At 75.1% G+C, this 21,094-nt stretch carries 19 protein-coding genes; 10 read left to right on the top strand and 9 right to left on the bottom strand.

The features are described from left to right. Window positions 1-566: 566 nt before the first annotated feature. From ACWFNE_RS00300 to ACWFNE_RS00290, 3 genes are read left to right on the top strand one after another with little or no spacing between them, the layout of a single operon-like run. A complete protein-coding gene (locus ACWFNE_RS00300) occupies window positions 567-2,291 on the top strand; it encodes a glycosyltransferase family 2 protein (protein ID WP_452120455.1) in 1,725 nt (574 codons plus the stop codon). Next, the gene (locus ACWFNE_RS00295; RefSeq protein WP_452120454.1) at window positions 2,288-3,049 is read left to right on the top strand and encodes an HlyD family efflux transporter periplasmic adaptor subunit; all 762 of its coding nucleotides are present in this window, start codon (window positions 2,288-2,290) and stop codon (window positions 3,047-3,049) included. The genes ACWFNE_RS00300 and ACWFNE_RS00295 overlap by 4 nt, the downstream gene beginning before the upstream one ends. Next, entirely contained in the window at window positions 3,046-5,178 is a 2,133-nt protein-coding gene (locus ACWFNE_RS00290; RefSeq protein ID WP_452120453.1) for a glycosyl hydrolase, read from the top strand. The genes ACWFNE_RS00295 and ACWFNE_RS00290 overlap by 4 nt, the downstream gene beginning before the upstream one ends. On the opposite strand, the gene ACWFNE_RS00285 is transcribed toward ACWFNE_RS00290, so the two are convergent. Then, complete coding sequence (locus ACWFNE_RS00285) at window positions 5,115-6,416, bottom strand: glycosyltransferase 87 family protein (protein ID WP_452120452.1); 1,302 nt, start codon at window positions 6,414-6,416, stop codon at window positions 5,115-5,117. The genes ACWFNE_RS00290 and ACWFNE_RS00285 overlap by 64 nt on opposite strands. A gap of 164 nt (window positions 6,417-6,580) precedes the next feature. Here ACWFNE_RS00285 and ACWFNE_RS00280 point away from each other — a divergent pair, with 164 nt between their 5' ends. After that, the gene (locus tag ACWFNE_RS00280) at window positions 6,581-7,912 is read left to right on the top strand and encodes a uracil-xanthine permease family protein (RefSeq protein WP_452120451.1); all 1,332 of its coding nucleotides are present in this window, start codon (window positions 6,581-6,583) and stop codon (window positions 7,910-7,912) included. A gap of 61 nt (window positions 7,913-7,973) precedes the next feature. Here the strand turns inward: ACWFNE_RS00280 and ACWFNE_RS00275 are convergent, their stop codons facing one another. Then, window positions 7,974-8,618, bottom strand: coding sequence for a LytR C-terminal domain-containing protein (locus ACWFNE_RS00275; RefSeq protein ID WP_452120450.1), 645 nt, complete (start codon window positions 8,616-8,618; stop codon window positions 7,974-7,976). Continuing rightward, window positions 8,615-8,914 carry a type II toxin-antitoxin system VapB family antitoxin gene (locus ACWFNE_RS00270; RefSeq protein WP_034627795.1) on the bottom strand — a complete coding sequence of 100 codons (300 nt, stop codon included), beginning with the start codon at window positions 8,912-8,914 and terminating at the stop codon, window positions 8,615-8,617. The genes ACWFNE_RS00275 and ACWFNE_RS00270 overlap by 4 nt, the downstream gene beginning before the upstream one ends. A 248-nt stretch (window positions 8,915-9,162) precedes the next feature. On the opposite strand from ACWFNE_RS00270, the gene ACWFNE_RS00265 reads away from it, so the two are divergent. From ACWFNE_RS00265 to ACWFNE_RS00255, 3 genes are all read left to right on the top strand, one after another. Next, entirely contained in the window at window positions 9,163-11,958 is a 2,796-nt protein-coding gene (locus ACWFNE_RS00265; protein ID WP_452120449.1) for a bifunctional diguanylate cyclase/phosphodiesterase, read from the top strand. Then, window positions 11,955-12,809, top strand: coding sequence for a transporter substrate-binding domain-containing protein (locus tag ACWFNE_RS00260; protein ID WP_452120448.1), 855 nt, complete (start codon window positions 11,955-11,957; stop codon window positions 12,807-12,809). Before ACWFNE_RS00265 ends, ACWFNE_RS00260 begins: the two co-directional genes overlap by 4 nt. Window positions 12,810-12,901: 92 nt before the next feature. After that, entirely contained in the window at window positions 12,902-13,825 is a 924-nt protein-coding gene (locus ACWFNE_RS00255) for a LysR family transcriptional regulator (protein ID WP_452120447.1), read from the top strand. Here ACWFNE_RS00255 and ACWFNE_RS00250 read toward each other — a convergent pair. Further along, on the bottom strand, window positions 13,810-15,021 hold the full coding sequence (locus ACWFNE_RS00250; protein ID WP_452120446.1) for a YeiH family protein: 1,212 nt from the start codon (window positions 15,019-15,021) through the stop codon (window positions 13,810-13,812). The two genes, ACWFNE_RS00255 and ACWFNE_RS00250, sit on opposite strands and share 16 nt — an antisense overlap. Window positions 15,022-15,143: 122 nt before the next feature. Between ACWFNE_RS00250 and ACWFNE_RS00245 the strand changes: the two genes are divergently transcribed. After that, a complete protein-coding gene (locus ACWFNE_RS00245; protein ID WP_452120445.1) occupies window positions 15,144-15,284 on the top strand; it encodes a chromosome partitioning protein in 141 nt (46 codons plus the stop codon). A gap of 115 nt (window positions 15,285-15,399) precedes the next feature. Here ACWFNE_RS00245 and ACWFNE_RS00240 read toward each other — a convergent pair whose 3' ends face one another. From ACWFNE_RS00240 to ACWFNE_RS00225, 4 genes are all read right to left on the bottom strand, one after another. Next, window positions 15,400-16,284 (bottom strand): anti-sigma factor domain-containing protein, encoded by an 885-nt coding sequence (locus ACWFNE_RS00240; protein WP_452120444.1) that lies wholly within the window; start codon window positions 16,282-16,284, stop codon window positions 15,400-15,402. Then, complete coding sequence (locus tag ACWFNE_RS00235) at window positions 16,271-16,927, bottom strand: RNA polymerase sigma factor (protein ID WP_452121120.1); 657 nt, start codon at window positions 16,925-16,927, stop codon at window positions 16,271-16,273. The genes ACWFNE_RS00240 and ACWFNE_RS00235 overlap by 14 nt, the downstream gene beginning before the upstream one ends. Further along, window positions 16,927-17,607: a class F sortase gene (locus ACWFNE_RS00230; protein ID WP_452120443.1), complete on the bottom strand. Its 681-nt coding sequence runs from the start codon at window positions 17,605-17,607 to the stop codon at window positions 16,927-16,929. Before ACWFNE_RS00230 ends, ACWFNE_RS00235 begins: the two co-directional genes overlap by 1 nt. Window positions 17,608-17,834: 227 nt before the next feature. Then, on the bottom strand, window positions 17,835-18,659 hold the full coding sequence (locus tag ACWFNE_RS00225) for a DUF4397 domain-containing protein (RefSeq protein ID WP_452120442.1): 825 nt from the start codon (window positions 18,657-18,659) through the stop codon (window positions 17,835-17,837). A gap of 159 nt (window positions 18,660-18,818) precedes the next feature. On the opposite strand from ACWFNE_RS00225, the gene ACWFNE_RS00220 reads away from it, so the two are divergent. Beyond that, window positions 18,819-19,337, top strand: a complete 519-nt coding sequence (locus ACWFNE_RS00220) for an N-acetyltransferase family protein (protein ID WP_452120441.1) — start codon at window positions 18,819-18,821, stop codon at window positions 19,335-19,337. Window positions 19,338-19,429: 92 nt separating this feature from the next. Beyond that, the gene (locus tag ACWFNE_RS00215) at window positions 19,430-20,485 is read left to right on the top strand and encodes a tripartite tricarboxylate transporter substrate-binding protein (protein ID WP_452120440.1); all 1,056 of its coding nucleotides are present in this window, start codon (window positions 19,430-19,432) and stop codon (window positions 20,483-20,485) included. Window positions 20,486-20,500: 15 nt separating this feature from the next. On the opposite strand, the gene ACWFNE_RS00210 is transcribed toward ACWFNE_RS00215, so the two are convergent. Further along, on the bottom strand, window positions 20,501-21,010 hold the full coding sequence (locus ACWFNE_RS00210; protein ID WP_452120439.1) for an ASCH domain-containing protein: 510 nt from the start codon (window positions 21,008-21,010) through the stop codon (window positions 20,501-20,503). Window positions 21,011-21,094 lie beyond the last annotated feature (84 nt).

Below are 21,094 nucleotides of genomic sequence, written 5' to 3'. Positions count from 1 at the left end.
TCGACACCGGCTGGTCATGGCATGGTCACGGCGAGGTCACCGCCAGGACAGGTGCGCGCCGCACGGGCTCGTCAGTGGTCGTCGGTGGACATCCGTCCAGGTCAGCGCGTCGCGCCGGGGTGCGCGCGGAGCCCCGCGCCCGCCCGAGAGTGCGAGCCGCGGGATGCCGCCCCAGGACCCCGAAGCGCCCTGAACACCCGTCCAGTCCCGCCCCATCCGGGTGATTCATCTCGACAGGCGAGATGAGAACGGGCTAATCCCGACATCCGGGGCACTCGGCAGAAGCGGCGATGACCTGCACAGAAAGGCGCGGAGAGCGCTTTCCGGGGCGCACCGTGTGAGGGAGGGCACGTGAGCGGGCCCTGGGCAGGTCGACGCGTCCGCCTGTAACTTCGAAGCACCACGGGGGAATGTTCCGGATCTGTCCGGCTCGCCGGATTCTGATCTGAAGACTTCCATCGCATCCCCGCCGTGGGCGATCTGACGCCAGCGAAGCCGTCGCACCAGGCGACGAGGTAGGTACGTCCTCGTAGCCCACACGTGAAACGCGACCGCGGGGGCTCTACATGGCAACCACTACGTTCAACCGGCTCATGACCGAGCCACGCAGGACCGACAACCCGAGCACCGCTCCGGCCCGCAACCCGGAGAACGAGGCGGCCCAGTCGCCGTCCCTGATGCTCCTCGTGCTGCTCGCCAGCGCGGGCATCCTCGTCTACGCCGTCTTCCTCCTCAACCCGGGGAACCGCGGCGACTGGCTGCCCTACACGATGGTCATCATCGCCGAGGTCATCCTCATCACCCAGGCGCTGCTGTCGATGTGGACGATCCTCTCCAGCGGCCACAACCCGCGCGGGTTCGCCTTCCACCACGCGCAGGACACGCTCTACGACATGGCGGAGATCATCCGCCGCCGGGCCGAGGACGCGCCGCAGAACTGGCGCATGTACGTCAAGGACCGCCCGGTCACGGTCGACGTGTTCATCACGACGTACGGCGAGGACCTCGAGACGATCCGACGCACGGTGACCGCCGCCGTCGCGATGAAGGGCGAGCACCTCACCTGGATCCTCGACGACGGGCGCTCCGACGAGGTCCGCGACCTGGCCACCGAGCTCGGCGCGCGCTACGTGCGCCGCCTGAGCAGCAACGGCGCCAAGGCCGGCAACGTCAACTACGCGCTCTCGCTCACGAGCGGCGAGTTCTTCGTGATCTTCGACGCCGACTTCGTGCCGCTCCCCGACTTCCTCTACGAGACCGTGCCGTTCTTCGCGGACGACGACGTCGCCTTCGTGCAGACGCCGCAGACCTACGGGAACCTGCACAACCTCATCTCGCGCGGCGCCGGCTACATGCAGGCCGTGTTCTACCGGTTCATCCAGCCGGGCCGTAACCGGTTCAACGCCGCGTTCTGCGTCGGCACCAACGTCATCTTCCGCCGCACGGCGATCATGGACGTCGGTGGGATGTACTCCGACTCGAAGTCCGAGGACGTCTGGACGTCGCTCATGCTCCACGAGCGCGGCTGGCGCACGATCTTCATCCCCATGACGCTCGCCGTCGGGGACACGCCGGAGACCGTCGAGGCCTACACCAAGCAGCAGCTGCGGTGGGCGACGGGTGGCTTCGAGATCATGCTCACGCACAACCCGCTGTCGCGGAAGCGCAAGCTCACGATGGACCAGCGCCTGCAGTACACCGTCACGGCGACGCACTACCTGACGGGCATCTGCCCGCTCCTGCTGCTCCTCGTGCCGCCGCTGCAGATCTTCTTCAACCTCACGCCGATGAACCTCGACCTGACGATCGGGACGTGGCTGCTGTACTACGCCGGCTTCTACGTGATGCAGATCATCGTGGCGTTCTACACGCTCGGGTCGTTCCGGTTCGAGGTGCTCATGCTCGCCGCCGTGTCCTTCCCGATCTACGTCCGGGCCCTCGTGAACGCGGTCTTCAAGCGTGAGCAGAAGTGGCACGTGACCGGCTCGAAGGGCGCCGTGAGCTCGCCGTTCAACTTCATGATGCCGCAGGTGTGGTTCTTCGCCTTCCTGCTCATCACCACGGTCGTCGCGGTCTGGAAGGACCTCGGGAACGGCTACTTCTCGCTCGCCCTCGCCTGGAACGCGACCAACACCGTGATCCTGGGCGCATTCGTCCTGACGGCCGTCGGAGAGGCGCGCCGCAACAAGAGAGCCAACGCCGCCGCGAAGAAGCCCGCACCTGCCGCCGCGCAGGTCGAGGCTCCGCGTGAGGCCGTGCTCGTCGGATCTACCACCGGAGGTGCCGCATGACCTGGGCCAATCGATTCCGCCTGACCCTGGGGCTCGTCGCCGTGCTGGCGCTGGGTGCCTGGCTGACCTTCTACCTCAACGACTCCAAGGCCGTCGCCACGAGCTCGAGCGCGCAGATCGAGTCCAAGACGTATGCCGTGGGCTCGCAGTACGCCGGCCTGGTCGTCGACCAGCTCGTCGAGCAGGGTGACGCCGTGACCGAGGGCACGCCGCTCTTCGTGATCGACAGCGCGACGCTCCGCCACGACGTGTCGATCGGCTTCGCCCCCGGGCCCACGCCCGGCCAGACCATCAACGAGGCCGGGCAGGTCGTGGTCCTCGCGACCGGACCGGGCACCGTCGCTCGCATCGAGGCCACGCGCGGCACGTTCGTCCCCGCCGCCGCGGTCCTCGCGCAGGTCGAGAAGGAGGGCTCGCTCTACGTCAAGGCCGAGTACACCCTCACGGCCAAGGAGTACGCCCGCATCGACGACGAGGCCCAGGTCACCATCGTCCTGCCGAACGAGCAGACCGTCGCCGGCCGCGTCGCCGGCATCGAGGTGCAGACCGTCGCGAGCAAGGCGCAGGCGATCGTCACCGTCGAGAGCGACAAGCTCGTCTCCGGCAAGGCCAACGGCCTGATGGCCGCGGGCACCCCGGTGAACGCCGAGCTCCAGCTCAAGAACGACGGCGTCGTGACCGACGTCGCCGCGTCCGTGGACGAGGTCTTCACCGACGTCTCGACGTCGGTCAAGGGCCTCTTCGGGAGCGGCGAGTGACGGCCCGCCGAGGGACCGTCATCGGCATCGTCGCCGCAGTCGTCGCCGTCGTGGTCGCCGCGGTCGTCCTCCTCGGAGGCCGCGGGACGGACGGCAGCACCAACCAGGCGGGGGTCGCCGAGGCGGCCACCGTCGAGGGTCCGGAGGACGCAGCCCTCCCCGAGGTGGACACCCAGGCGCTCGTCGAGGGCCTGGAGCAGAAGGCGGTCGCCAAGATCGCCCCCGTCCGGCTCGCCGAGGGCCTCGTGCCCCCCACCAACCGCTGGTTCAGCGGGCTGGTCTTCGGCGACGAGCCGCAGCCGGTCTTCCCGCTGCCGGCGTCGTTCGGCCTGACGGACTCCGGGTTCGGCGTCGGCATGCCGAAGCCGGTCACGAGCGAGAAGGCCATCGTCGCGCCGCACGTCCCGGGCGTGACGGTCGATGCCGGCGCGCAGGACGTCCGCATCAGCGCGTACGACACCGCGACGGTCTCGATGGAGCTGCTCGACGGCGAGGGCGCGGTGCTCGGCACCGTGGTCATCGCCGAGGGCTCGCCGTTCGCGTCGTTCACCGCCGGGGACTCCGGCGCCTCCCTCACGCTCGACGCGTCGTTCGCGCCCGCCGAGGGTGCGACCGCCGCCGAGGGCACGAGCGTCGCGACCGCGACGGGCGGCGACTCGGACTACGGGCTCGTGACGCCCGAGGGCGCGCTCGACGGCAGCACGGTGACGCTCGACGCCGGTGCGTCGGCCACGGTCTACCCGCTCCCGGACGACGCGTCGGACGAGGCGCTCACGGCGCTCGCCGAGGCCGCGGCCGACCCGGTCGTCGGGTCCGAGCTGTCGTACGGCGTCAACGACCAGGTCGCCCGCACGACGATCGGCTACGTCACCGCGTCGGGCAGCCCGTCCGCGTACGTGACGATGCCGCACCACCGCCAGGGCGAGCAGCCCGAGCGCGCGGACTGCGCGATCGGCGAGTACGCGAGCGTGTACGGCACGCTCGAGCTGTGCGTCGGCTCGACGCTCACGACGTGGGCGCCGACCGTCGAGCCGCAGGGCGTGCTCGACCTGACCGACGTCTCCGAGGACAAGCTCGCGGCGATCCGCGAGCAGGTCGCGAAGGACGTCGCGTCGACGATCCCGTTCCCGTCCGACACGTACTTCGGCGGCAAGGCGCTCAACCGCGCGGCGACGCTGGTCGTGCTCGGCGAGCAGGTCGGGGCCGAGGACGTCGTGGCCCCGCTCCGCGAGAAGGTCACCGAGACGCTGCTCGAGTGGGCGGACCCGGCGCGCTGCGCGTCGGAGGACGCACGCTGCTTCGTGTACGACGACGCGGCCAAGGGTGTCGTCGGGCTCACGCCGTCCTTCGGGTCGGACGAGTTCAACGACCACCACTTCCACTACGGCTACTTCCTCGCGGCGGCGGGCCTGCTCTCGGCCGACGACGAGGGCCTGAAGGACGAGCTCGCGCCCGTCATGGACGTGCTCGCCCAGGACATCGCCGCAGTCACCGCGTCCGACTGGTTCCCGCAGCTGCGGAACTTCGACGTGTACGCCGGGCACGCGTGGGCGTCGGGCACGTCGCCGTTCGCGGACGGCAACAACCAGGAGTCGAGCTCCGAGGCGATCAACGCCTGGAACGGGCTGGGCCTGTGGGCCGCGGCGTCGGGCCAGGACGAGCTCGGGGTGCAGGCCACCTGGCTGACCTCGGCCGAGGCCGCCTCGACCAAGGCGTACTGGACCGACCCGGACCTCGAGGACCCGGTCTTCGACGGGTTCGACCACCAGGTCGTCTCGCTCAACTGGGGCGGCAAGCGTGACTACGCGACGTGGTTCAGCCCCGACCCGGGCGCGATGCTCGGCATCCTGCTGCTGCCCATGAGCCCGGTCTCGGGCTACCTCGCGGGCGACCCGGAGGGCATCCGGGCACGCGTCGCGGAGGGCACGCCGGGCGGCTGGGAGGCCAAGTTCTCGGACTACATCCTCATGTACTCGGCGCTCGCCGGGCCTGAGGACGCCGCGACGGCGTGGGACGAGTCCCTGACGCTCTCGGACGAGTGGATCGACGACGGGAACTCGCGGGCCTACCTGCTCGCGTGGATCGCCGCGGTCGAGTCCGGCGGGGTCCCCTCGCTCCCCACCTCCTGAGGCCGGCCCTCCTGGTGGACGACGGCACGCGCCGTCACCACCAGGAGGGCCACCAGCAGGACGTTGCGGAGCACCAGCGCCAGCGTGACCGCCGGGTCGCCGCCCAGCAAGGGGTTGTACCCGGTCGGGAACACGACCTGGGTCAGCGCGGCGACCACGAGCACGAGCACGGCCGTCACCTGCCACCCGCCCAGCCGCAGCGCGAGGGCCACGACCACGGGCGGTGCGAGCCACCCGACGAACTGCGGCGACCCGACCTTGTTGAACACGATGAGGGTCGTCGCCACGAGCAGCGCGCCGCGCACCACGAACGCCTCCACGGCGACCGAGGTGCCGGCGCGTCGCCGTGCCCACCACAGCAGCGCGGCGACCGCGGCGATCGCGACGACCAGGGCGAGCCCGAGCGAGTCGGCCGCGAGCTGCGCTCCCGGGCCGTGCACCTCGTAGGTCACGAGCTCCTGGTTGAGCCGCCGCTCGACGGTCGGCGTGACGAGCGCCGCGACCATCCACGGCGTCGCGCCGACCGACTCGACCTGCAGCCCGCGATCGCCCTGCTCGGTCAGGAAGCTCCCGAGGTGCGGGAGCCCGCCGCCGACCGCGACCGCGCCGACCACGACGGCGCACACGACCGCGGGCGGCAGCACGACGTCGCGCCACGGACGCCGCGCGACGAGGACGAGCGGCAGCAGCAGGGCCCCCGGCGCGACCTTGATCCACGCGCCGATCGTCAGCAGCACCGAGGCGACCGCGGGGTGCCGCGCCGCGAGCACGAGCGCCACGACGACGAGCGGCGCGACGACCGCGTCGAGGCGGCCCATCGCGACGGGTCCCAGGGCGGCGAGGAACGCGAGCCACCACCACGCCCCGAGGGTCGACGCACCCCGCCGCGGGCGCAGCAGCAGCAGGAGCGCGAGCCCGTCCAGCACGGTGACCAGCGCGGCCCACGCGAGCATGTACGCGAGGGTGTCGGCGGACTCGACGAGGGCCGGCAGGAGGAGCGGCGCGAGCGCGCCCGCGGGGTACACCCAGTCGCCGTCGAGCACCGGCCACGTGCCCGCCCCGAGCCCCTGCGACATCCAGAACCGGTAGAGCTCGAGGTCGTAGAACGACTCCATGGGGAGCCGCACCGCGCCGAGCCACGCGAGCCAGGCGTGCACGGCGAGGAACGCGACCACGAGCAGCGCGCGGTCGACGACCACCGCAGCACGCGGGCTCAGGGGCAGGGACGGCGTGCGCACGAGGACCTCCGGGCGGGAGCAGGGGCGGGTCCCGACGTCGTGCCCCGCCGGGCGAGCCACACCCTAGCGCCGGCGGCGCCGCGCACGCCGGGCGGTCCCGCACGGTCCGCGGCCGCCGCCGTCGTTACTCTTCGCTGACCCCGCGGAGCAGAAGGAGCACCCACGTGAGCACGAGCACGACCGGTCGACGGTTCGTCGGATGGCAGCTGCACGGCGACGGCCGGACCGTCGCGCCGGGCGCCGTCGTCGCGCCGGGCGAGCGCCTGAGCTGGCCCCGGACCGTCGGCATCGGCATGCAGCACGTCGTGGCGATGTTCGGCGCGACGTTCCTCGTCCCGCTCATCACGGGTTTCTCGCCCGCGACGACGCTGTTCTTCTCCGCGGTCGGGACGGTCGGTTTCCTGCTGATCACCGGCAACCGGCTCCCGAGCTACCTCGGGTCGAGCTTCGCGTTCCTCGCGCCCATCGGCGCCGCGACCGCGTCGGGCGGGCAGTCCGTCGCGCTCGGGGGCGTGCTCGCGACCGGGGTGCTGCTGGCCGTCGTCGGGCTCGTGGTGCACCTCGCGGGTGCGCGCTGGATCGACGTCGTGATGCCGCCCGTCGTGACCGGCACCATCGTCGCGCTCATCGGCCTCAACCTCGCGCCCGCCGCGTGGGGCAACGTGCAGAAGGCGCCGCTCACCGCGATGGTCACGCTGTTCGCGATCATCCTCGCGACGGTGCTGTTCCGGGGCCTGCTCGGGCGGCTCGCGATCCTCGTCGGCGTCGTGGTCGGGTACGTCGCCGCGGTGGTCCAGGGCCAGGTCGACTTCGCGGCCGTCGAGGAGGCGGCGTGGGTCGGGCTGCCGACGTTCACGACGCCGACGTTCGACCTCGCCGTGCTCGGGCTGTTCCTGCCCGTGGTGTTCGTCCTGGTCGCCGAGAACGTGGGCCACGTGAAGTCGGTCGCCGCGATGACGGGCACCGACCTCGACCACCTCACGGGCCGCGCGCTGCTGGCCGACGGCCTCGCGACGACCCTCGCCGGTGCGGGCGGCGGCTCGGGCACCACGACGTACGCCGAGAACATCGGGGTCATGGCCGCGACGAAGGTCTACTCGACCGCGGCGTACTGGGTCGCGGCCGGCGCCGCGCTCGTGCTGAGCCTGTCCCCGAAGTTCGGGGCGCTCGTCGCGACGATCCCCGCGGGCGTGCTCGGCGGCGCCACGACGATGCTCTACGGGATGATCGGCATCCTCGGTGCGCGGATCTGGGTGCAGAACCGCGTCGACTTCTCCGACCCGGTCAACCTGACGACGGCCGCCGTCGCGCTGGTCGTGGGTGTCGCCAACTACGCGTGGAAGGCCGGCGACCTCGCGTTCGAGGGCATCGCGCTCGGCACCGCCGCCGCCATCGGGATCTACCACCTCATGCGGACGCTCTCGCGGTGGCGAGGGACGCACGACGAGCCCGCGAGCCCTGCGTCCGTGCCGGGCGGCGACGAGCTGCGGCACTGACGGTCCGCGTCGGGGGCCCGGGGTGCCTGCGCCGGGGCCCCCTCGACGCGGGGCCGCCGGCTCAGCCGGCCGCTTCGCCCTCGGCGGGCGGGGGCGCGGGGCCGACGACCGGCACGGGCGTCAGCTGCTCGAGCGGCACGCAGCCGGTCGGCGCCGGGATCGGGGCGGCGGCGTCGACGAGGACCTCGTCCGCGGGGACCAGCCCCTCGAAGCCCTCGCCGAGCGCGAGGTCGACCGTCGCGTCCGCGCGCTGGTCGAGCTGGAGCTCGACGTCGCCGAGGTGGTCCCACAGCGCGTACGCCGACGCCACGCCCGACGCGCCGTACGAGATCCGGCCCGCGCCCTTGAGCGCGGCGGCGTTGCCGGTCGCACCCGCGACGAAGCCGCGGGTCGTGAGCTCCGCGAGCGTCGAGCCCGCGAGGTTCGGGCGGCCGGAGCCGTTGTAGACGTTGACCGTGACCGTGCCGGCCGCCGCGGGCATCGCGCCCTCCGGCGGGCACGGCGCCACGACCGTCAGGCCCGCCGTGGGGGTCGGCGTGGAGAAGTCGCGCGCGAGGAACGGCACGTCGACGGTGTCGGTGTAGACGGCGGCTGCGCCGAGGCCCGCGAGCGCGAGAGAGGCCAGCAGCACGCCGAACACGACGGCCTGACGCTCGTGCACCTGGCGCCGGCGCAGGGCGCGGGCGCGGTCCGGGTCGACGCTCACGACTCCATCACCAGGACCCGGGCGTGCAGGATCGGGCGCTGCTGGAGCGCGGCCCGCACGGCGCGGTGCAGACCGTCCTCGAGGTACATCACGCCCTTCCACTGCACGACGTGCGCGAAGAGGTCGCCGTAGAACGTCGAGTCCTCCGACAGGAGGTTGTCGAGGTTCAAGGTGCGCTTGGTCGTCACGAGCTCGTCGAGGCGCACCTGGCGGGGCGGGACCGTGCCCCACTCGCGGGGCGTGACGAGCCCGTGGTCCGGGTAGGGCCTGCCCTCGCCCACAGCCTTGAAGATCACGGGCGCGAGTCTAGGTGCACGGACGGGCCCCCGGAGGGGTGGGCGCGCGCGGTGGACACGGGGACGGTGCCGCGCCCACCGTCCGGGGTGCCGGCGGGCACCGGCGTCTGCGCCGAGCGGGTGAACTTGGGACGCGCGTCGCCCGTTCTGCCCCGATCCGGGGTGCCGTGTTTGTCGCGCCGCCCCCCGCGCGGTTATCAATGACGGTGGGGGCGACGACCGGCGCGCCCGGCGAAGGGGGCTCGCCGATGGGAACTGCCGTTCCGGGGCGACCCGGCCGGCGCCGCATGCACTGGGCGGCGGCGATCGCGGTGCCGGTGGGCGTCGCGCTCTCGGTCGCGTCCGCGGGGCTCGACGAGCACCGGCTGCGCGACCACGAGCGGGTCGCGGTGGTGAGCGAGCTCGCGATCGCGTCGAGCGCGCTGCCGACGCGCCTCGACGTCCAGCGCGGTGTCGCGCTCGCGGCGACCCTCGTCGGCCCCGCGGACGCCGGGACGGACCCCGGTGCCTGGGCCGGTCGCATCGAGGCCCTCGACGTCCAGGACCGCTCGGTCGCGACCCGCGCGGTCTTGTGGGTCGCTCCCGGGGCCGCGCAGGACCGCGCGACCGGGGCCGTCCCGCTCGACGTCGGGGCGCAGGAGGGCGGGTCCGGCGCCGGGGCCGAGGTCCGGCAGTCCGCCTCGTACGGGAGCTCGGTGCTGCTCGACGGCGTGGGGCTCGACGAGGTCGGCCGCGCGCTCGCGGCGGCACGCGACAGCGGCGACGCGCGGCTCAGTGCGCCGTTCTGGTCGCCCGCGACGGGGCGCGGCGCCGCGGAGGCCGCGGTGGCGGTGCCGGTGTACGGCGAGCTCGGGGACCCGCCCACGACGGTCGACGCCCGCCGCTCGGCGCTCACGGGGTGGACCGTCGTGACGTTCCGCATCGACTCGTTCCTGGGCGAGAGCATGCGCCACCTGCACCCGGGCGTCGCGGTCAGCGTGGTCGACGGCGAGCTCGGCGTCGAGCTCGCCGAGTTCTCCACGAGCGGGCCCGTCGCGGAGCCCGGGGTGCGCCCCGCGGACGCCACCTCGGTCGACGTGGACCTGCTCGACCGGACCTGGACGCTCACCGGGTCCTCGACGCGCGTCGCGCCGTGGGTGTCGCTGCCCGTCCTCCTCGCGGGGCTCGTCATCACCACGCTCGCCGCCCTCGTGCTGCTCGTGCAGGCCGGCGCCGAGCGGCGGGCCGTCGCGACCGCCGAGGCCCGCACGCGGGACCTGCGCCGCCGCACGCGCGAGCTCGAGACGATCACGTCCAGCACGCCCGACGCGCTCGCCCGCGTGAGCTCCGACGGGCGCCTGCTCTTCGCCAACCAGGCGCTGCTCGACGTGGTGCCGCTGCCCGCGGACTGGCCCGGGCGTCCCGTCGCGGAGCTCGCGACCCACCACACGCTCCTCGCCGCGGTCGCGGACCTCGCGGCGCAGGTCACCGGCGGCGAGCCGGGCGGACGCGAGGCCGGCCGGGCAGGGGACGGGCCGGTCGCCGCGGACGGCGACAGGCGTGCCGACGCGTCGCGCGCCGCGGCGCCCGGCGTGACCCGGACCGCGTCGGTCGACGTCGGGCCGCTGTTCTACGAGCTGCGCGCCGTGCCCGAGGGGATGCTCGAGGACGGCGTCGAGTCCGTCCTGGTCGCGGCCCGGGAGATGACGCGGCGCCGCGACGCCGAGCGCCGGCTCGGGCACGCCGCGATGCACGACCCGCTGACCGGGCTCGCGAACCGGGTGCTCGTGCGCGAGCGCGCCGAGTGGATGCTCGGGACGCGCGGGCGCGGTGTCGCGGTGCTGCTGCTCGACCTCGACCGGTTCAAGCTCGTCAACGACTCCTACGGCCACGGGCTGGGCGACGAGCTGCTCGTGCTCGCCGCGCGGCGTGTCGAGTCCCTGACCCCGCGCGGTGGGACCGCCGGGCGGCTCGGTGGCGACGAGTTCGTCATCGTGGTCCCCGACCTGAGCCGGGAACGTGCCGAGGCGCTCGCCCGCGCGGTGGTCGAGGCGTTCGACGAGCCGTTCGTGCTGCACGAGGAGGAGTTCACGGTCGGTTGCAGCCTCGGCGTCGTGCACAGCGGCGACCGCGCGCAGAACTGGGACGAGCTGCTGCGGCTCGCGGACGTCGCGATGTACCGCGCGAAGGCTGCCGGGGGCGCGTGCTTCCGGTGGTTCGAGGAGGGGCTGGGCGACACCGCGCGCCAGCGGCTGCAGCTCGCGGCGGACCTGCGGCGGGCGGCGGGCAGCGACGAGCTCGGCGTCGCGTACCAGCCCGAGGTCGACCTGCGCACGGGGCAGACGATCGCCGTCGAGGCGCTCATGCGGTGGTCCACGCCGACCCGCGGCAACGTCCCCCCGTGCGACTTCATCCCGGTCGCCGAGGAGACCGGCCTCATCGTCGGGCTCGGCCGGTGGATCATGCGCGACGCGGTCGTGGCGGTCGCCGAGCACAACCGGCGCTGCGGGGGCGACGTGCGGATGTGGGTCAACGTCTCGGCGCGCCAGCTCACGGGGCCCGACGTCGCCGTCGGCATCGTGGACCTGCTGACCGAGCTCGACGTCCCGACGCGGTGGCTCGGGATCGAGGTGACCGAGAGCGTGCTGGCCGACGACGAGCGGGTGCTGCCCACGCTCGTCGCGCTGCGGGACGCGGGGATCGGCGTCGCGGTCGACGACTTCGGCACCGGGTACTCCTCGTTCGCGCGCCTGCGGGACTACCCGGTGACGCTGCTCAAGATCGACCGGGCGTTCGTGCAGGGGCTCGCGGACCCCTCGCCCGAGGCCGCGGAGCGCGCGGCGCACATCGTCCGGGCCGTCGTCGCCGTCGGCCGTGCGCTCGGCGCGGACGTCGTCGCGGAGGGGGTCGAGGACGTCGAGCTGCTGCGCCACGTCCGGACGCTCGGCTGCGACCTCGCGCAGGGCTACGTCTTCGGCCGGCCGGGGACGCTCGCCGGGGCGATGGCCGCCGACGGGCAGGCGGGTCGCGCGCCCGGGTGCGAGGCGCCGGCGGGCGTGCGGTGATCACCCGCCGCTCGGTGCTCGCCGCGGGTGTCGTGTCCGCGGCGACGGTCCTGCTCGGCGGGTGCGCGCGCGGCGACGACCTGCTGGCCGCGGGGCGCCGCGCGGGGTACCTGCGCCTCGGGATCGCCAACGAGCAGCCGTTCGGCTTCATGACCGACGGCGCGCGGCCGACCGGGCAGTCCGTCGAGGTCGCGCGCGTCGTCCTCGCGGGCCTCGGGATCGAGGAGGTGCGCGGCGTCGTCACCGACTTCCCCGGCCTCATCCCGGGCCTGCTCGGCGGTGCGTTCGACGTGATCGCCGCGGGCATCGCCGTGACGCCCGACCGGTGCGCGCAGGTCCGGTTCTCGGACCCCGTGAACTGCGTGCACCAGGGCCTCGCGGTGCGCTCCGGCGACGACCGTGAGCTCGGCTCCTACGACGCCCTCGTCGCGGAGCCCGACCTGCGGGTCGGCGTGCTCAGCGGGTCCGTCGAGGAGTCCGACCTGGCAGCGGGCGGTCTGCCGCCCGAGCGGGCCCTCGCGCTCCCCGACCCGGACAGCCTGCGCGCGGCGCTGCTCGACGGGACGGTCGACGTCGTCGCACTGACGTCGGTCGCGGTGCGGTGGATGGCGCGAGGCCCCGACAGCGGCGTGCGCGTCGCGGGGGTCTTCGCGGCGGACGACGGAGCCGAGCGCTTCGCCGCGTTCGCCTTCCGGCCCACCGACTCCGCGCTCGCCGTCCCGTTCGGCCGGGACCTGCGCCGGCTGCTGCGCGACGGCACGGTGACCGAGCTCTCGGAGCCGTTCGGGTTCACCGAGGACGAGATCCAGCGGGCGGTCGGCCGCACGGTCCGCGAGGCGTGCGGGGCCTGATCGCGCCGCCGGTGCCCCGACTCGGCCCGTCGCCGCAGGGCGCGCGCTCCCCGGGACGGTGCCGCGTGGGCCGACGGGCATAGGCTCGATCGATGGCCCGGACCTCGCTCACGTCGCTCGAGCTGCTGGTCGCGATCGACACCAGCGGCAGCATCAGCGCTGCCGCCCGCTCGCTCGGGCACTCGCAGCCGACCGTCTCCGCCGGGGTGCGGCGGCTCGAGCGCTCGCTGGGCCTGCGGCTCGTCGACCGGTCGCCGCGCGGCTCGGTGCTCACCGAGGACGGCACGGCGGCGGCCGCCTGGGCGCGCGACGTGCTCACCGCGTCCGACGCGTTCGAGGCCAGCGTCTCGGCGCTGCGGGGCCAGGGCGGCACCGCGCACCTCGTCGTCGCGGCCTCCCTGACGGTCGCCGAGCACCTGGTGCCCGGCTGGCTCGGGGCGTGGCGGCGGCGGCGCAGCAGCGACGGCACCGAGCGCACCCCGGCCGCCGTCGAGCTCATCGTCCGGAACTCCGCGGGCGTCATGCGGGCCGTGCTCGACGGCGAGGCCGAGGTCGGGTTCGTCGAGGGCACCGAGGTCCTGCGCGGGCTGCGGATGCGCACGGTCGCACGCGACGAGCTGGTCGTGGTGGTCGATCCCGAGCACCCGTGGGCGCGCCGCCGCGAGCCGGTCACGGCGCACGACCTCGCGACCGGCCCGCTCGTGCTGCGCGAGAAGGGCTCGGGCTCGCGCGACACGCTCGAGCGCGCGATCGAGGGGGCCGGCGAGGCGCTCGCGGCGGACCTCCCGCAGCTCGGCTCGACCGCGGCGGTCAAGGCCGCCCTGCACGAGGGCGACGCGGTGGGCGTGGTGTCCGACCTGGCCGTCGCCGCGGAGCTCGCGCACGGCACGCTCGTGCGGGTCCCGACCGAGGGCCTCGACCTGGGCCGGCGCCTGCGCCTCGTGACCCGCACGCACGGGGACCTGAGCCCGGCGGCGCGCGAGCTCGTCGCGATGGTGGGTCAGGTCAGCAGGTAGAGGCCAGCGAGGCTCACCGTCGTGGTGACCGCGGTCGAGACGGCGCCCAGCGCGAGCGCCCGCCCGCCCGTGCGGACCAGCGTCGGCACGTGCACGTCGGCACCGAGCCCGAGCATCGCCGCGGTCAGCAGCGCCGTGCCCGCGACCCGGGCGCCGTCGAGGGCGGCGTCGGGCAGCACGCCGGCGCCGCGCACGGCGACCGCCACGAGGAAGCCGACGACGAACAGCGGCACGAGCGGCGGGCGGCGCGGCGCCGAGGGTGCAGCGGAGCCCGGGAGGCCGTCCGCGGCGGCGGTCGACGCGGTCGATGTGGTGGGAGCGCCCGGCGCGGTGGCGGTGCGGGGGTGCTCGCGCCGGCGCTCGAGGGCCCCGACGACCGCGACGAGCGGTGCGAGGAGCGCGACCCGCGCGAGCTTGACGACGACGGCCACGGCGAGCGCCGCCGCGGAGACCCCCGACGCCGCCGCGACCACCTGGGCGACCTCGTGCACCGACGCGCCGATCCACACGCCGACCTGACGGTCGTCGAGCCCGAGCGGCGCCTGCGCGAGCGGCATCGCGACGAGCGCGAGCGACCCGAACACCGTGACCATCGCGACGGCGGTCGCGACGGCGACGTCGGGCCGGTCCGGGTCGGTGGACGTGCGGGTGACGGTGCGGGTGGCCGGGCCGGTGCTCGGGGGCGTCGCGGGGCGGCTCGCAGGGACGGCGGCGCTCATCGCCGCGACGGCGGCCGCGCCGCAGATCGAGAAGCCCGTCGCCAGGAGGAGCGTCGTGCGGCGGTCGACGCCGAGCCGGGCACCCGCCCACCGGGTCGCGGTGAACGTGGCGGCGACCGTGACGACCAGGAGCACGACCTCGCCGGGCCGCAGCGCCCGCACCGCGGGCACCGAGAGCTGGAGGCCGAGCAGCACGACCCCGACCCGCAGCGGGTGGCGCGCGGCCCACGCGACGCCCGTCCGCGCGGCGCCCGGCAGCAGGCCCGCGTTCCGCGCCACGGCGCCGACGACGACCGCGAGCAGCAGCGGGGAGACCGTGGGCAGGGCGCCGGCCGCGAGGAGGCAGGCCGCGGTGAGGGCCGCGACGGCGAGCAGCCCCGGGGCGAGCGTGCGCAGACTCGTCGGTGCGGTCGGTGCGGTCGGTGCGGTCGGTGCGGTCGGGGGCGTGCGCAGGATGGGTGTGGGGGCGAGCGTCACGGGACCACGGTGCCCCCGTGGCGAGCCGGCCGGTAGGCCAGGTCGCGCATGGCCTCATAGTGTCGGGCTATGTCATCGCCCGCGCGGATGCGGACGCCGACCGGCGGTGCCAGCGTGGACGCATGGCCGAGAACATCCCCGAGAGCTTCGACCCGCAGCAGCCCGACCTGCCGACGCTCGGCGTCGACCCGGACCCGCTGCCCGACTCGCACGAGGGCGAGCCGCCGATGACGGAGGACGACGAGCCGACCGCCGCCACCTGAGCCGCCGCCCGGCTCCCGGCTCGCGGCTCGTCACGGTGCGGCGGCGCGGGGTGGCGGCGCAGGGGTGGAGGCGCGGTGCGGCGGCGCGGCGGGACGCGGTGCCCGGGACGCGTGACTACGCGGGCAGGACCCCGCGGATGATGCTGTCGCCCGAGTGCGCCGGGTCGCCGTCGAACGGCTCCTCCGAGACGTCGACGACCGGGAACTCCGCGAGGTCCAGCCCCGCGGGGATCGAGAACCGGCCGTCGGACCCCTCCAGCACGCCGAGGCTCACGAGCTTCGTCACGTCGCGGTCGATGAGCCAGACCTCGCGGAAGGCGCCCTCGTCCACATCACCGTCGAGCGTGACGACGAGGGTCCGGTCGCCGTCCGACGTCTGCTCCACGAACGCGTCACCGCTCGCGGACCACCCGGGCAGGGGGTCGAGCGCGACCTCGGCGACGACCGCGGCACTCTCGTCGGCCCGGACGCGGTCCATCCACAGGGCGCCGCCGACGCCGCCGACCACGAGCCCGGCCGCTGCCGCGGCGGCGACCCAGGCGGTCCGCCGTCGCTTCAGCTCGACGACGGGTGCGAGGCCGTCGCCCGCGGTGCCGCCGACGGCGGGTGCGGGGCCGTCGCCCGCCGGACCGCCGGGGAGCGGCGACGTCGGCGCGCCCTCCGCGTCGGGCGCAGCCACGGGAACCGGCGTGCTCGCGCCGCCGGACGCAGCCACGGGAACCGGCGTGCTCGCGCCGCCGGACGCCGTCACGGGCCCGCCCGCGCCCGGGACGAGCGCAGCGTCGAGCCCGAGCTCGTCACGGATCCTGCCCCACACCGCAGCGGGGGGTGCCACGAGCGTGTCGCCGGGCGCTGCCGAGCGGCCGACCGCGACGACCTCGGACAGCGCGGCGACCTCGTCGGAGCACTGCGCGCAGGTGGCGAGGTGCTCACGCTCGTCGTCCGCGAGCGGCTCGCCCAGCGACGCCAGCGCGAGGACCTCCGGGTCAACGTGCTCCACCTTCCACCACCTCCAACCTGTCGCGCAGACGCAGCAGGCTGCGTCTGATGTGGCTCTTCACGGTCCCGAGCGGCAGCGCGAGCCGCCGGGAGATCTCGTCGTGCGTGAGGTCGTCGTAGAACGCGAGCGCCAGGATCGTGCGCTGCGGCTCGCCGAGACGGTTGAGCTCGTCGGTCATCGTGAGGCGCTCGGCGAGCTGGGCGGTCTCGGGCTCGGGTGCGGGCGGCGTGGTCGACGCGACCGCGACGGCGTCGCGCTGGTCGCGGGCCCGGCGGGCGTGCACGTCCGCGACCGCGTGGCGCGTGATCCCGGTGAGCCAGGCCCGCAGCGGCGAGCGGCCCGGGTCGTACCCGGCGCGCCCGCGCCACGCGCTGACGAAGACCTGCTGCGTGACGTCCTCCGCGTCGGTCGCGTCCCGCAGGGAGCGCAGCGCGAGCGTGTGCACGAACGCGGACCAGCGCCGGTACGCCTCCGCGAGGGCGAGCTCGTCCCCGGCCGCGAACGCGCGTGCGACCGCGTCGTCGTCCCACTCAGGGGGTGTGCGCAGGTGCGTGACCGGCGAGGGCGTGGACAGCGGACACCTCCTCCTCAGCGGCGCAGTGGTCGCGCGCTGTGCCGATGGCGCGCCCGCTAGCACGGACATCATGCACCGACCGGCTCCGCCGTGACGATGACGTTGTCCGTGTAGTGGCCCACGTCGCGCTGGAACACCCCGCCGCACGTGACGAGCACGAGGCGCGGCGGGCCGTCGCGCACGAAGACCTCGTCCCACACCGCCTCGACCTTCGGGACGCGGACGACGTCGACGACCGCGTACCGCACGACCGTGCCGTCGTCGAGCGTCACGTCGACGGCGTCGCCGGGCTCGACGTCGCCGAGCCTCGCGAACGGCCCGAGGCCCGCGGACGCGACCGAGTCGACGTGCGCTGCGACGACCGCGGTGCCCGCCGGGTCGCCGGGGGACGACCCGAACCGGTACCAGCCGGCGCGCTCGGCGAGCGGGGGGATCTCCATCTGACCGTCCTCCGCGACCCCGACCGGGTCGACCGGGACCTGGATCGCGCGGTCGGGGATGACGAGGTCGACGGGACGGCGGGCGTCCGCGGCCGGCTGCGCACCGAGGGTCGCGGGCTGGAGCGGGACGTCCGGCACCGGCTCCTGCGCCGCCGCGGTGGGGCTCGCGGTCGGGGTGCGCGTCGCGGCGACCGGCTCGGGGTCGGCGGCGCACCCGGCGGCGACGAGCGAGGTCAGCAGCACGACGACCAGCGCGTGCCGCGCGGCGACCCGGGGTGCGGGGCGTCGGGTGGTCCGGTCGGCGGTCATGGGGTCCTCACGGTGCTTGTGGTGCCCGGTGGTGCTCGGGACGGCCCGGCGGGGGCGGCCTCGGTGGAGCGGGAGAGCCCGGCCGGGCGACGGGGTGGCTGTGCGGTAGGGCGCGGTCGGGCGTGGTCGTGCCGAGGTGGCGGTGGGTGCACGCCGCTGAGCACCCACCGCCACGGCCGGTGGGTGCGGCGCCCCTCGGGGAAGCGGGGCGCCGCACCCGGGCGGGGTCAGTCGCGCGTCACCGCGACAGCGACCCGCCGACGGGCGGCCACGAGCACGCCGCCCATGAGGGCGAGCAGCGCAGCGGCGACCGCCCACGAGGTCGCCGGCGTCTCGCTCGCCAGGCCGAGCTCGCCGGACGGCACGCCGCCCGGCGCCGAGTGCAGGCCGTTGATGGTCTGCACCGCGAGCTGGAGGTTGCCTGCCTCGAGGCTGCCCCAGGCGTACACGATGGTGCTGGTTCCCTCCGTCACGGGGACGTCGGCCGGGCCGATGACGGGGGTCGTCGTGCCGGTCGCGGCGACCGCGGCCGAGACGGTCCCGGCGGGCAGGTCGAGCTTCTTCTCGTTCGGGTTCGAGAGGTTCGTGATCACGGCGGTCCCGCCCGCGAGGACGTCGACCGCGGGGGCGGCGGCGGTGTGGCGGACCGTGAGGCGGCCCTGGCCCGCGGCGATCGTCGAGGTGTCGTTCGTGAAGAGCGTCGCCGTCGGGGCGCCCGCGGCGTCGAGGTGCGCGACCGCGGTGTAGCTCGTGTCGGCCTTGAGCGGGAGGTCGACCGGGCCGATCGCGGGGGCGCTCGCGTCGGCGGCGTCGGCCGCGGTGATCGCGACGGTGTACGTGCCCGGCGGGAGGTCGAGCGGGCCCGCGAGGGTGCCCGGCGTGAAGTCGTCGAGCGTGCGCTCGCCGTTGACCCAGACGTCGACCGTGAGGCCGGGCACGCCGTGCAGCACGGACAGGGACGCGTTGCCGGGCGTCGCGGCCGCGGCGGGCAGGACGGCCGTGGCGGCGAGGGCGAGACCGGCGGCGCCGGCGGTGATCAGTCGGGTACGCATGAGGTGCTCCAGGGTGTGGGCCCTTGCGGGGCGCTGATGTGCTGACACCCCCACTACGGCGCGGGGGGCGCGTCTGGATGCAGCGGTGGCGAACGGATCTTCCGGGCAGCTCCGGGTCGTCTGCGCGCACGCCCCGGGGGCGTCGGGCACGATGTCCGGATGCTGCTGCGCCCCGCCGTCCCCGCCGACCTCGACCTCCTCGCGGACCTCGTCGCGGAGGCCGTCAACTGGGGCGGTGAGCAGCGCGTCACCGCCGCCGACGTGCGGACCGACGACCACCTCGTCCGCTACGTCGAGGGCTGGGGCCGGCCCGGTGACGTCGGGGTCGTGGCGGTCGGCGACGACGGTGCGCCGCTCGGCGCCGCGTGGGCCCGCGTCTTCGCCCCGGACCGGCGCGGGTGGGGCTTCGTCGCGCAGGACGTGCCCGAGCTCTCGCTCGGCGTGCTGCCCGCGGGGCGCGGCGCAGGGGTCGGGTCGGCGCTGCTCGACGGCTGCCTCGGCGCCGTCCGTGCGCACGGCTCCCAGGCCGTGAGCCTGAGCGTCGAGGACGGCAACGACCTCGCGCGGGCGATGTACGAGCGGCGCGGCTTCGTCGTCGTCGGCCGCGAGGGCGGCTCGGACGTCCTGGCGCTCGACCTCGCGACGTGGATGCGGCCGTCGGCCGCCGGGAAGGTATGACCAGCAAACCTCCAGGTCGGCGGGAAGGCCTTCGATAAGGTTTTCGCACCGTGGCGGCGGTCGGAGACAGCCGCGCAGATCAAGGAGGATCGATGCGGAGCACCACGCGCGTGCGCACCCGGCTGGCCCTGGCCTCGGCCGTGCTGACCCTGGCGACGGTACTGACCGCGTGCAGCCCCGGCACCTCGGGCCCGGAGGCCGACCAGCGGGGCGCCGCGGAGCCCGCACCCGTCGCCGAGACCACCCCGGCGGGCGAACGGCTCTCGGTCCACGTGCCGACCGAGCGCGGCACGGGGTGGGACGTGACCGGCCAGGCGCTCGTGGACTCCCTCGCCGCCGGCGGTGGGGTGAACGGTGTCGATATCGTTCACTACCGGGGCGCGGACGGCACGGTCGGCCTCACCCAGCTCGTCGGCGAGGCCGACCCGGGCTCGCTGCTCGTCGTCGGGGACACGCTCGTCGGCGCCATCGAGCTCACCGACGCAGCCGCGACCCTCGACGACGTGCGGACCCTCGCGCGGCTGACCGACGAGCCGCTCGCCCTCGTCGTGACCGCCGACTCGCCGTACCGGACGGCGACCGACCTGCTCGACGACATCCTCGCGAACGGCCCGGCAGTCCCCGTGACCGGGGGCCCCGCCGGCGGCGCCGACCACCTGCTCGCGATCCGGATGCTCCTCGCGGCGGGCGTGCCGGCGGCGGAGGTCACGACCCGGCTGCACTACGTCCCGCAGCCCAGCACGGGCGAGTCGTTCGACCCGCTGTTCGACGGCACCGTGCGCGTCGCCGTCGCCGACGTCTCGGAGCACGCCGACCTGCTCGCCTCGGGAAGCCTGCGCGCGCTCGCGGTCTCGGGTGCCGCGCGCTCGCCCGTGCTGCCGGACGTGCCCACGCTGGGGGAGCAGGGGGTCGACGTCGTGCTCACGAGCTGGCGTGGCGTCGCCGCGGCAGGCACGCTCGAACCGGCCCGCCTCGACGAGCTCGGCGGCCTCCTCACGTCCCTGCACGGCACCCCGGAGTGGCAGGCGGCGCTCGAGCAGCACGGCTGGTCGGACGCGTTCCTCACCGGCCCCGAGCTCGACGCGTTCGTCGCCGCCGAGGTCGCGGCCGTCCGCCAGACGCTCGTGGACGTGGGGCTCGCGTCGTAGGACCGTCGGCGCCGCTCAGTCGGCGTGCTCGGGCGGCCACACCACGCGCAGCCGCTCGAACACGACCTCCGCGGACTCGTCGAGCTCCACGCCGCGCGCGGCGCACGTCCGCCGCCAGTACCCGAGGTGCTGCTCGAGCCACGTGGCGCGGGTGCGGTCGTCCTCGCCCTCGTCCCGTGCGAACGCGTCGTCGACGCTGTGCACGGGCCCGACGCGCAGCTCGACCGAGCGCAGGACGACCCGGGGGCGGCCCGCGCCGTCGCACGCGACCCAGTGCGAGCCGACGCGCGGCGGGAGCTCGCCCGCGGCGGCGAAGTCGGCCAGGAGCGTCGCGGTCGCACGCTTCGGCCCGTGCAGCACGAGGTCGAGCAGCTCGTCGGCGAGCGGTGCGCTGTCGCCGAAGTGCTCGACCGCCGGGGTGTCCCACGCGTGCTCGGGGTGTGCCGTCAGGTAGTCCTGCCACAGGAGCGCCGCCGCCTGCTCGTCGAGCGGGGCGACCGGGGGGTGGGGCTGCGCGCTGGTCATGGAGCCATCGTCGCGCAGGGGTGCACGGTGCGGGGCCCGCCCGCACCGGCCCGCGGGGGGACCCGGCGCACACCCGCAGGGGGA

The organism is Cellulomonas sp. NPDC055163 (assembly GCF_053607065.1).
This window is presented reverse-complemented; position numbering and strand designations above follow the sequence as displayed.

What these genes read in the sequence shown, in the direction of transcription:
- ACWFNE_RS00300 (WP_452120455.1), top strand. Translation starts at nt 567, where the DNA reads ATGGCAACCACTACGTTCAACCGGCTCATGACCGAGCCACGCAGGACC.
- ACWFNE_RS00295 (WP_452120454.1), top strand. Translation starts at nt 2,288, where the DNA reads ATGACCTGGGCCAATCGATTCCGCCTGACCCTGGGGCTCGTCGCCGTG.
- ACWFNE_RS00265 (WP_452120449.1), top strand. Translation starts at nt 9,163, where the DNA reads ATGGGAACTGCCGTTCCGGGGCGACCCGGCCGGCGCCGCATGCACTGG.
- ACWFNE_RS00255 (WP_452120447.1), top strand. Translation starts at nt 12,902, where the DNA reads ATGGCCCGGACCTCGCTCACGTCGCTCGAGCTGCTGGTCGCGATCGAC.
- ACWFNE_RS00245 (WP_452120445.1), top strand. Translation starts at nt 15,144, where the DNA reads ATGGCCGAGAACATCCCCGAGAGCTTCGACCCGCAGCAGCCCGACCTG.
- ACWFNE_RS00235 (WP_452121120.1), bottom strand. Translation starts at nt 16,927, where the DNA reads ATGTCCGTGCTAGCGGGCGCGCCATCGGCACAGCGCGCGACCACTGCG.
- ACWFNE_RS00230 (WP_452120443.1), bottom strand. Translation starts at nt 17,607, where the DNA reads ATGACCGCCGACCGGACCACCCGACGCCCCGCACCCCGGGTCGCCGCG.
- ACWFNE_RS00225 (WP_452120442.1), bottom strand. Translation starts at nt 18,659, where the DNA reads ATGCGTACCCGACTGATCACCGCCGGCGCCGCCGGTCTCGCCCTCGCC.
- ACWFNE_RS00220 (WP_452120441.1), top strand. Translation starts at nt 18,819, where the DNA reads ATGCTGCTGCGCCCCGCCGTCCCCGCCGACCTCGACCTCCTCGCGGAC.
- ACWFNE_RS00215 (WP_452120440.1), top strand. Translation starts at nt 19,430, where the DNA reads ATGCGGAGCACCACGCGCGTGCGCACCCGGCTGGCCCTGGCCTCGGCC.
- ACWFNE_RS00210 (WP_452120439.1), bottom strand. Translation starts at nt 21,010, where the DNA reads ATGACCAGCGCGCAGCCCCACCCCCCGGTCGCCCCGCTCGACGAGCAG.